Consider the following 8,682-nt stretch of genomic DNA (forward strand, 5'->3'; position numbering starts at 1 on the left):
TCTTACCATGGTCAACGTGACCAATCGTACCAACGTTGCAGTGCGGCTTGTTCCGTTCAAATTTTGCTTTTGCCATTGCCCGTATACCTTTGCAAGCAATCACGCCCGTGCTTATGCGGGGGCGAGCTTCTCAATTAACCTCGCAGCAACCCACCCTTGGACTGCTACATGACGATGATGCCCGAGAGGGTCGTTATTTTGGAGCGGGTGAAGGGAATCGAACCCTCGTCGTAAGCTTGGAAGGCTTCTGCTCTACCATTGAGCTACACCCGCACAAGCCAGCGGCTCCTCTCGAACACAACAAGCCTTCCAGGGCAAAAGCCCGCAAACGAGCTCGTGTCGAGGAAGGTAAGTGGTGGAGGGGGCAGGATTCGAACCTGCGAAGCCGAAGGCGTCAGATTTACAGTCTGATGGGTTTGACCGCTCCCCAACCCCTCCACTATGGTATTTATAGACCGCTGGAATTTTACACCCTGAAGCTTAACCTCAGCACGCGCCGTTCCAGCGTCGCGGTGAGGCCGCAATATGCGCATATCTGGAGGCATGTCAACATCAAGTTCTGACCTTTCTCCATTTTTTTCAAACAGCTTTAAATCACGGGCGCTTTGGCGTATGTCACAACAGACCGGTGAGCCCGGATTATAGCAATTCTGAATAACAGCACCCGAGATGGCGGATGAAAAAAACACATAAAGGCCGCAACAGCAAACCGACGTCGGCCCGCCCCACATCGCCCAGAAGTGTGGCGCCACACTCAAAATCGGGTAAAAAGCCCTCAAGCCCAGCAAATCCGGGCAACAGACGGGCTGGGCACGCCGCCACACCTGCGCCACAAAAACCGTCACACTTTCACCCCATCACGCCACAGAAAAGGGACAGTTTTTTCCTCTTTGGGCGGCATGCTGTGGAAGCTGCGCTGAAGAACAATAAGCGGGAATGTGTGCGCCTGATCGGGCTTGAGAAGGCGCTCAGTGCTGACCTCCTCGGCATCCGGCCCGGCCTCCGTGTTGACAGAATAGACGACGAAGCGGCGCTGCGAACCGCAGTGCCCGGCGATTCCCCCCATCAGGGGGTGCTTCTGGAGGTTCGCCCTCTGCCCGGTGTTGACCTCAGCTCCCTTGAACCTAAGGACGGGCAAAAGAATATCATCCTGATGCTTGATCAGGTCACAGACCCCCATAACGTGGGGGCATGCATTCGCACCGCCGCAGCCTTTGGCGCCCGCGCTATTATCACGCAAGATCGCAATAGCCCTAGCGAATCCGGCACTCTTGCCCGCGCATCCTCAGGCGGACTTGAGATATTGCCGTGGGTTCAGGTGACCAATCTCAACCAGGCGCTCGGCAGCCTGCGGGAGATGGGATACTGGCATATCGGGCTTGATGGCCATACGGACAACACCATCCGCGGGGTTACCCTCGGCGACAATCTGGTGATTGTGATGGGCTCAGAGGGCAAAGGCCTACGTCCCCTTGTCCGATCGCAATGTGACGCTATTGTTAAGATACCGATGTCAGGCGATGTGGAAAGCCTGAACGTTTCGGTCGCCGCGGCGATTGCGCTTTATGAACTGGGGTCTGAATGACAACCGCACAAGATATGATCGAGCTTTTGTCGCTCAAACCACACCCTGAGGGTGGTTTCTACCGCCGCACCTACCAGCATGATGACGGCCCGTCGGAGCGCGGGTTCAGCACAGCGATCTATTATCTGCTCGAAGGCAAGGACACGGCGCTTTGGCACCGCACAGATGGTGACGAGATTTGGCACTGGTATGCGGGAGCACCGCTCACGCTGCAGATCGCAACCCCGGCCAAGGAGATCAAGTCTCACACACTCGGTACCAACTTCGACCTCGGCCAACGACCACAGATTCTCGTGCCCGGCAATTTCTGGCAACACGCGTCAAGCCAGGGAGACTGGACCCTGTGCGGCTGCACAGTCTCACCCGGCTTTGAGTTTTTGAGCTATGAATTGGCGGATAAAGACTGGCATCCGTCCGAAGAGTAGGTGTTAGCTCGCTCGGTCCGAAAACCCTTCAAGGCCGCGCTTCCCAACCAGTGTTGGTGCAAGCTCCTCAGCTTCCGCGTAGGTACGGAACAGCTCCCACTTCACGCCAGCCGGGTCCTCAGACCATGCTTTCTTAGATTTGGCGTAACAACAGCTCACATCACCATCCACCCGCATGGGGGCTTTGGCTGCATCAAGCCGCATACCAATGCGCGCAAGCTCATCGTCGTCAGTGACTTCCACCCCCAAGTGCCCAACACCACCCGTGCTGCCGCATCCGCAGGACTTTGATACCGCAAAATTTACACCCAAGTCGTCCGGTGCCCATTTGGCGTAATCGGATTTCACTTTCACCGGCTCCGCCCCAAACATGGCGGTATAGTATGATATTGCCGCATCCAGATCCTTCACACCAACGTGCACATGTAACCGTTTCATGCCTGTTCTCCTTTTATTTGTCGCAGCATGAAGCGCCCGCCGCTTCCTGCCGATCCCCTGTTATGCGCGGGTCCCCCGCACAGCAGTCTTCCATCAGAAAATTCATCAGGGCCTGCGCCGCACAGAAATCAACGCGGTATATGATCGACCGCATCTGGCGCTCGGACGTGATCAAACCTGCCCCTTCCATTTGCGACAGATGCCGTGACAGGGTCGTGGCGTTCACGCCAAGCTCCTCTGCCACCTTACCCGCAGGCAGGCCTGTTGAGCCGTGCCGGACCAAAAGCCGGAACACCCGCATCCGGGTGTCCTGTGCCAATGCGCTGAGCGCCACTATTGCTTCATTTATTTTCATATTTGTACATATATACAAACATAGTGAAACTTCAAGCCACAAAATCACGCACCTGGCAATTACGGCACATTATGACCGCCCTCCCTCACCTTCCCTCTTTTGTCATTTGTTTTTTTACCCTAGGGTACCGACAAGCGGGCGAAGGCAGATGCTTCTCGCCCCACGGGGCAAAATAATCAGTGGCAGGAACACTGCCGCACCATGGAGGGGACCATAATGTCAGAGTTAGAAGCCGGTTTGGACGTTCACAATCTTTCAATCGAATTTGAAAAATCGGTCATGGCGGCGATTGACCGCATGGGCAGCTCAACCGATGAGCTGGAAGCTGCATCGGAAACGATGGCGAGCGCGGTTGAAGAAACCACTATGGGCATGTCCGAGGCATCGCATAAGGCACAAAACGCGGGCAGCAGCGTGAACGCTGTTGCGAGCGCCACGGAAGAAATCTCGGCATCTGTCGCGAACGTCAGCGAACACATGGGCCGTGCGGCTGAAGTAACACAGCAGGCGCTCAACGAAGCGTCAGAGGCAGCGCGCCTGATCGCAACCCTGAACGAATCTGGCAAAAAGATCAGCGACGTAATCAAGCTGATTAACGACATCGCGTCCCAAACCAACCTGCTGGCGCTGAACGCAACGATTGAGGCCGCCCGTGCGGGCGAAGCAGGCCGTGGTTTTGCGGTTGTTGCAAGTGAAGTAAAGGCGCTTGCAACCCAAACAGCCCGCGCAACAGATGAAATTTCGCAGCAGATCGCGGAACTACAAAACGCCACCAACGATGCGGTAACAGCGTTTGAGCGTGTCAGCACGCGGATCACAGAGGTAGACGAGATCGCGTCTGAAGTGTCCGCAACCGTAGGCCAGCAAGCCCAAGCCAGCCAGGAGATCAGCCAAAGCGCAGCCTTGGCGGCAGAAGGCACCAGCGGTGTGATTGGCGATTTCGCCCGCATGCAGGACGCAACGGCCCGCACGAGCCAGGCATCAGAGGCCGTGAATGCGCAGATCAAGGCGTTGCAGGAACAGGGGCTGGCCCTGCGCGGTAGTGTGCAGGCTTTCCTCGACAAACTGCGCTAATCAGTACCAACTCACCAACAGGGCTACCACTAAAGTGGCCCTGTTTGGCGACGTAATCCCCCGAACTTTATTTGATCACCGGCGCTATCCGGTAGAACTCGAACCGGGAAACCCCGCTTTCGAAATAGGCATATTTCTCGGCATACCCTTCGCGCCGTCTCAGTTCAGCAACGCTGCTATCGGATGGCCATTCTGCAATTGTGACCTGCCCGGGAGCCACCTTGGGTGATGCGTGGGCCTCAAACCTGGGTTCAACCATTTTCAGGATGAACCGGCCGCCAACAGCCTGCACATCGTCTGAAATGGCCTCCATATACTTATAATAGTCGTTCGGCCGCGCGGGATTAAGCCATGCGATTGCGAGTGTGTATGATTTGGTGGGGTCGAACTCCAGCGTGGTGTCGCCCTCAAGCGTCACCGTATAGATCTTCAATTCCTCCCAGGCTTTGGGACGAAGCGCTTTGATTTCCGGCCATTCGGCATGAAGGCTCAGGGCGGTTTCCGCCGCCTGGTTCGGCCACGAGAAGAAGAGAGCAATATCAGGCGTGAAGTTACCCACTATCTTCGCCGGTATGGTAAAGCTGCCTTCCAGTTGCAGACCAAGGCTGCGGGCTATCGTAAAGGCACGCTTGCTATATTCCTGCCGCTCTGTAGCTCCTGCAGGGTCAATCTTTGGCATGACGAGGCTGAGCACCTGTCCCTTCGCAAGGGAGATTGTCTGTTTTTCCGGCACTGCGGATATCACGCCTGGCTGGGCACCCTCAGCCGCATTGGCGGCCAGACCAAGCGGAACACAAGCCAATGCCATGCCGATAAAAACTGTTCTGAATATCTGTCGCTTCATATCTGAACCCACTTTCATTGAGGAACTTGTTATTGCAATGACGCACATATAGACTAACAAACACGGAGTTCTCTGGATTGACTTGCGCATATATCGGTGCACAAATGCACCAATGGATACATGGGATGACTATAAGCTGATACTGACCCTCGCCCGCGAACGCACCTTGCGAGCAACAGCGGAAGCGATGGGCGTTAATCATTCGACCGTGTCGCGTCGGCTTGCGATACTTGGCCAGCGGTTTGGCACACCCGTCTTTGAACGCACGCCCGATGGATACCGCCCGACAGATATCGGGCAGGACCTCGTTGCAGACGCTGAACAGATGGACGTGATTGCCATGCGCGGCAAGCGGCTGAGCCGCACGGCCTTGTCCAGCGTTACGGGCAAGGTAACCGTGTCTATTCCTAACACAGTTGGTCAGTTTCTGCTTCTCAGCGAGTTGGAGGCATTCTCTGAGCAGTTCCCCGATATTAAACTGGCCCTGCATAGCTCTTATCAGTTGGTCGATCTTGATAAAGCGGAGGCCGATATTGTTATCCGGGGAACGCACAACCCGGCAGAACACCTCGTGGGCCAACGCCTTTTCCCTTATGCCCTCAGCTATTACTGCCGCAAAGGGTATCTGGAAGCGACGCCCCCGAGCGAGCGGCGCTGGATCGTCGACCCCAGCTTTGAAGGCCCACCGGAATGGCTGGAGCGCACGCCCTTTCCCAAGGCTCCCGTCGGTCTGCGCGTGCAGGATATCATCTTAAGGCATCAGGCTGTGCTGGCTGGCCATGGCATGGCGCGCGGCGCATGTTATATGGCGGATGCAGAACCGGACCTCATGCGCCTTCCCGGTGCGGGTATTGAGCAGGGCTTGCCGCTTTGGGTGTTAACACACCCCAGCTTGCGTAACATTCCCCGCATTCAGGCGACCATGCGCTTTCTCTCCAACACCTTGAGGAAAAAGAAGAGCCTCATCACCGGGGCACTCGGCGCACCAGCCGGGGAATAGTTTGAAATGAAAACGGGCCGCCGAATGGCAGCCCGCTGTTTTCTCTTGTACGTCAGGTCGCTTAGAAGGCGCGCTTTCTCAGCTCTACCGCCCCGAAGAGCAACCCGCCTGCAATCACGATACCGAGCCAGAAGGCAGGGCTTGTGAGGCTGTAGCTGATGCTGTGCCACTGCATGCCGTTCATAACCGCCATCAACACATCACGTGGGCCGTGGAAGTTATCTGACATCTGCGTAAACGCACCATCCTGCCAGCCACCAAGGTGGGTACCAAACCAGCGTGCGATCACATGGGTATCCAGGAACAGTTCCTCAACGATGATTGCAACAAACGGTGTGAGGATCGCCCACAGGAAGGGCATGCGAGACGCGTAAGCCGACACGAACAACACCCAAGCCAGCACAGGCAGTGCCCACAGCGCCCAGATGAAATAGTGTGAGATCACGGTAAACCAGCTCGTGATCATCAGCCCGAGCGGCCACAGGTCCATCACAGGGCCACCCTGGAAGGTCATCAGGATGCTGAGGAACACAGCAATCACCAGCTGCGCGGCTATTGCCACCCCAAGGAAAGCCAATGGTGCAATCACCACAGGGGCGAAAAACTTTGCCAGCACCTCATACCAGTCAGAAACAGGCATGGATTTCCAGAACAGGATCGACCGATCGCGGCGTTCTTCATAAAGGGCGCCCAAAAGCGAGAAGAAGATCACAAACGGCAAGGCGATCCATGCCAGCATGCTCATGGCCCAGTAACCGATGGTTACGGCTGCGGGGAACTCTTCCGGTTCACGCGTGGCCGCCTTGTTCATGGCATCTGCAAGGTTCTCGATGCCTTCGTGCTCCATGCCATCAAAGTAAAGCATGTTACCAAAACCAAGACTTGAGAGGATGACGAGTGCCACGGTGAGCCCCGCCAGAATAACCGGCACCCGGATATACCCGTTTTTGCCGTCCAGTACCTCGCGTTTAACAAGGGCTACAAATGTTTTCATTGCCCCTCTCCTGTCATTGTCGCCACGAAGATGTCAGCAAGGCCCAGGCGGCGCGTTTCACCCAGTTTCGCCAGCTTTTCGCGGTCAATATTTTTATAGACGCACGTTGATTTACCGAAGGTCGACCCTTTTGTGATCGGCCCCAGTGCCATGGCTTCCTCTTCCTTGCCTGGCGCGACCATTACCTCGATAAACTGTTGGGTAAGCTCGTCCATATCGGCTTCAAGGACAATTTCACCATCCTTGATGAACATCACGTCAGAGAGGATATGCTCCACCTCTTCCACCTGGTGGGTGGTGATGATCACGGTGCGGTCTTCATCGAAATATTCCTCGAGAAGGCTTTGGTAAAACTGTTTACGGAAGATGATATCAAGGCCAAGGGTTGGCTCGTCCAACACCAGGAGTTTGGCATCAATCGCCATAACCACGGCCAGATGAAGCTGTACGGTCATGCCTTTTGAAAGGGCACGGACCTTGCGCTCAAGTGGCACTTTGGTGCGGGAGAGGAAGTCCATCGCCTTCGCGCGGTTAAACCTCGGGTGCACCGCTTCAACGAAATCCAGAACTTCAACAACCTTCATCCATTTCGGCAGTGTTGCCACATCTGCGATAAAGCAGACGTCCTGCATCAGCGCGTCCCGCTCTTTCGAGGGGTCGTGCCCGAGGACCCTGAGGTCGCCATCATAAGATGAAAGGCCAAGAACCGCGTTGAGCATGGTGGTTTTACCGGCGCCGTTTGCACCAATAACACCCACGATGCGGCCAAGCGGGATAGAAAAGGTTGCGCCCTTCAGGGCATGAAAACTGCCGAAGCTTTTGGCAAGACCCTTGGCTTCAACGACGAGATTATTGTTCGCCTCTTGTGTCATATCTGCCTCCCTTAATGGTTCTTGCTGCTTTTCAGCAGTTCTTCAGCATTGAGCCCAAGACGGCTGATTGTCTCCAGCACGCGGGGCCATTCTTCGTTAAGGAAGCGATCACGTTCGGCTTCTGTTAGCCGATCCCGTGCGCCATCGACCACGAACATACCAAGCCCGCGGCGTTTTTCGACCAAACCGTCCATTACCAGCTCCTGATAGGCTTTTGAGGCAGTGATTGGATTTATCTGCAAATCCACAGCTACGTTACGCACCGATGGCAGGGCTTCCCCTTCGCGGAGAGAGCCTTCCATAATGGCCGTAACTACCTTGTCCTTCAGTTGCCGGTAGATCGGCTGGTCATCCGTCCAATCCGGCGTCATACGCTCTTCCCCTTACACAAAAGCTGCAAATGATACAGTGTCCCGGCCATTGCCGAGAGGTGCCATACGGCTGGCTTCGCGGGCAAGCCTGCGAATGCGACGATGGGACCGTTTTGCATGATGATATGACCGTTTTGACATTGTTATCTCCTCGCTTCTTTTTTGTTGGGCTGCCGGGTTATCCCTGCTTGTCGCCTTATTGATGCTGTCGTTCTTTTATTATGTAGCGCTGGCTCTTTTTTTCTGGTGCTGGCTTTTGCCTTATTCACCTCTGGCTTCACGCTTTGTCCTCGCTTTACTTGAGAGCCCTGGGGGCCGGCTGGCTTTTGCCGTTTTTCCGGCCCCCTGCTCTCTGTCCTCACTGTCGTGACGGGTCTCTCGCGGTATTATTGTTTTCTCGCTCTCGTCACTCGGGCCGGTATTTTTACCGTTTCCCGTCACCGGCTGTTTCCTCGCTGTGCCCTCTTCACTTATTCCGCCGTGCTTGGGTGGCGCTGTGTGTCTGTTTGGGCGTTTTATCGTGCCGGTGTATTAGTTATGTATAACACCTAATCGGCATTGACAAGCCCCATGATGAAGAAAATCCGACGTAATCTTTTAAACCATTGTTTTTATTGTATTTATTTTTTAACTCGAAAACGGCGATTTGAGTAGCAGGTGTTATACCCACGCAGAACACCGCCCGAATCGGCCCGTTTTAGCTGACCTGCTTCAGTTCCAGCTC

At 55.3% G+C, this 8,682-nt stretch carries 11 protein-coding genes and 2 tRNA genes; 4 read left to right on the plus strand and 9 right to left on the minus strand.

All coding sequences use genetic code 11. The features are described 5' to 3' along the window. Positions 1 to 199: 199 nt before the first annotated feature. Together ACN0XZ_RS18675 and ACN0XZ_RS18680 are read right to left on the minus strand one after the other, a co-directional pair. A tRNA-Gly gene (locus ACN0XZ_RS18675) sits at positions 200 to 273 on the minus strand. Positions 274 to 353: 80 nt separating this feature from the next. Further along, positions 354 to 438, minus strand: a tRNA-Tyr gene (locus ACN0XZ_RS18680). A gap of 238 nt (positions 439 to 676) precedes the next feature. Between ACN0XZ_RS18680 and rlmB the strand changes: the two genes are divergently transcribed. Both rlmB and ACN0XZ_RS18690 read left to right on the plus strand, forming a co-directional pair. Continuing rightward, complete coding sequence (gene rlmB / locus ACN0XZ_RS18685) at positions 677 to 1,585, plus strand: 23S rRNA (guanosine(2251)-2'-O)-methyltransferase RlmB (protein ID WP_417459333.1); 909 nt, start codon at positions 677 to 679, stop codon at positions 1,583 to 1,585. Then, positions 1,582 to 2,010 carry a cupin domain-containing protein gene (locus ACN0XZ_RS18690; RefSeq protein WP_417459334.1) on the plus strand — a complete coding sequence of 143 codons (429 nt, stop codon included), beginning with the start codon at positions 1,582 to 1,584 and terminating at the stop codon, positions 2,008 to 2,010. Before rlmB ends, ACN0XZ_RS18690 begins: the two co-directional genes overlap by 4 nt. Before the next feature lie 3 nt (positions 2,011 to 2,013). On the opposite strand, the gene ACN0XZ_RS18695 is transcribed toward ACN0XZ_RS18690, so the two are convergent. Continuing rightward, positions 2,014 to 2,448: a VOC family protein gene (locus tag ACN0XZ_RS18695; protein WP_417459335.1), complete on the minus strand. Its 435-nt coding sequence runs from the start codon at positions 2,446 to 2,448 to the stop codon at positions 2,014 to 2,016. A gap of 13 nt (positions 2,449 to 2,461) precedes the next feature. Further along, on the minus strand, positions 2,462 to 2,782 hold the full coding sequence (locus tag ACN0XZ_RS18700; RefSeq protein ID WP_417459336.1) for an ArsR/SmtB family transcription factor: 321 nt from the start codon (positions 2,780 to 2,782) through the stop codon (positions 2,462 to 2,464). A 237-nt stretch (positions 2,783 to 3,019) separates the two neighbouring features. On the opposite strand from ACN0XZ_RS18700, the gene ACN0XZ_RS18705 reads away from it, so the two are divergent. Continuing rightward, a complete protein-coding gene (locus tag ACN0XZ_RS18705) occupies positions 3,020 to 3,877 on the plus strand; it encodes a methyl-accepting chemotaxis protein (RefSeq protein WP_417459337.1) in 858 nt (285 codons plus the stop codon). Positions 3,878 to 3,944: 67 nt separating this feature from the next. On the opposite strand, the gene ACN0XZ_RS18710 is transcribed toward ACN0XZ_RS18705, so the two are convergent. Continuing rightward, positions 3,945 to 4,721: a hypothetical protein gene (locus ACN0XZ_RS18710; RefSeq protein ID WP_417459338.1), complete on the minus strand. Its 777-nt coding sequence runs from the start codon at positions 4,719 to 4,721 to the stop codon at positions 3,945 to 3,947. Between the two features lie 112 nt (positions 4,722 to 4,833). Here ACN0XZ_RS18710 and ACN0XZ_RS18715 point away from each other — a divergent pair, with 112 nt between their 5' ends. Continuing rightward, on the plus strand, positions 4,834 to 5,721 hold the full coding sequence (locus ACN0XZ_RS18715) for a LysR family transcriptional regulator (RefSeq protein WP_417459339.1): 888 nt from the start codon (positions 4,834 to 4,836) through the stop codon (positions 5,719 to 5,721). Positions 5,722 to 5,782: 61 nt separating this feature from the next. On the opposite strand, the gene ACN0XZ_RS18720 is transcribed toward ACN0XZ_RS18715, so the two are convergent. Genes ACN0XZ_RS18720 through ACN0XZ_RS18735 form a run of 4 tightly spaced genes read right to left on the minus strand, consistent with a single transcriptional unit; the run spans position 5,783 to position 8,099 of the window. After that, positions 5,783 to 6,715, minus strand: a complete 933-nt coding sequence (locus tag ACN0XZ_RS18720) for a hypothetical protein (protein WP_417459340.1) — start codon at positions 6,713 to 6,715, stop codon at positions 5,783 to 5,785. Beyond that, a complete protein-coding gene (locus tag ACN0XZ_RS18725; protein WP_417459341.1) occupies positions 6,712 to 7,587 on the minus strand; it encodes an ABC transporter ATP-binding protein in 876 nt (291 codons plus the stop codon). Before ACN0XZ_RS18725 ends, ACN0XZ_RS18720 begins: the two co-directional genes overlap by 4 nt. A gap of 11 nt (positions 7,588 to 7,598) precedes the next feature. Continuing rightward, positions 7,599 to 7,958, minus strand: coding sequence for a GntR family transcriptional regulator (locus ACN0XZ_RS18730; RefSeq protein WP_417459342.1), 360 nt, complete (start codon positions 7,956 to 7,958; stop codon positions 7,599 to 7,601). A 12-nt stretch (positions 7,959 to 7,970) separates the two neighbouring features. Then, on the minus strand, positions 7,971 to 8,099 hold the full coding sequence (locus ACN0XZ_RS18735; RefSeq protein ID WP_417459343.1) for a hypothetical protein: 129 nt from the start codon (positions 8,097 to 8,099) through the stop codon (positions 7,971 to 7,973). Between the last annotated feature and the right edge of the window lie 583 nt (positions 8,100 to 8,682).

This window comes from Kordiimonas sp. (assembly GCF_048264555.1).
Taxonomy (GTDB): Bacteria; Pseudomonadota; Alphaproteobacteria; order Sphingomonadales; family Kordiimonadaceae; genus Kordiimonas.

Coding starts and splice junctions, on each gene's coding strand:
- ACN0XZ_RS18710 (WP_417459338.1), bottom strand. CDS start 4,721: ATGAAGCGACAGATATTCAGAACAGTTTTTATCGGCATGGCATTGGCT.
- rlmB (WP_417459333.1), top strand. CDS start 677: ATGAAAAAAACACATAAAGGCCGCAACAGCAAACCGACGTCGGCCCGC.
- ACN0XZ_RS18735 (WP_417459343.1), bottom strand. CDS start 8,099: ATGTCAAAACGGTCATATCATCATGCAAAACGGTCCCATCGTCGCATT.
- ACN0XZ_RS18730 (WP_417459342.1), bottom strand. CDS start 7,958: ATGACGCCGGATTGGACGGATGACCAGCCGATCTACCGGCAACTGAAG.
- ACN0XZ_RS18690 (WP_417459334.1), top strand. CDS start 1,582: ATGACAACCGCACAAGATATGATCGAGCTTTTGTCGCTCAAACCACAC.
- ACN0XZ_RS18725 (WP_417459341.1), bottom strand. CDS start 7,587: ATGACACAAGAGGCGAACAATAATCTCGTCGTTGAAGCCAAGGGTCTT.
- ACN0XZ_RS18715 (WP_417459339.1), top strand. CDS start 4,834: ATGGATACATGGGATGACTATAAGCTGATACTGACCCTCGCCCGCGAA.
- ACN0XZ_RS18695 (WP_417459335.1), bottom strand. CDS start 2,448: ATGAAACGGTTACATGTGCACGTTGGTGTGAAGGATCTGGATGCGGCA.
- ACN0XZ_RS18720 (WP_417459340.1), bottom strand. CDS start 6,715: ATGAAAACATTTGTAGCCCTTGTTAAACGCGAGGTACTGGACGGCAAA.
- ACN0XZ_RS18705 (WP_417459337.1), top strand. CDS start 3,020: ATGTCAGAGTTAGAAGCCGGTTTGGACGTTCACAATCTTTCAATCGAA.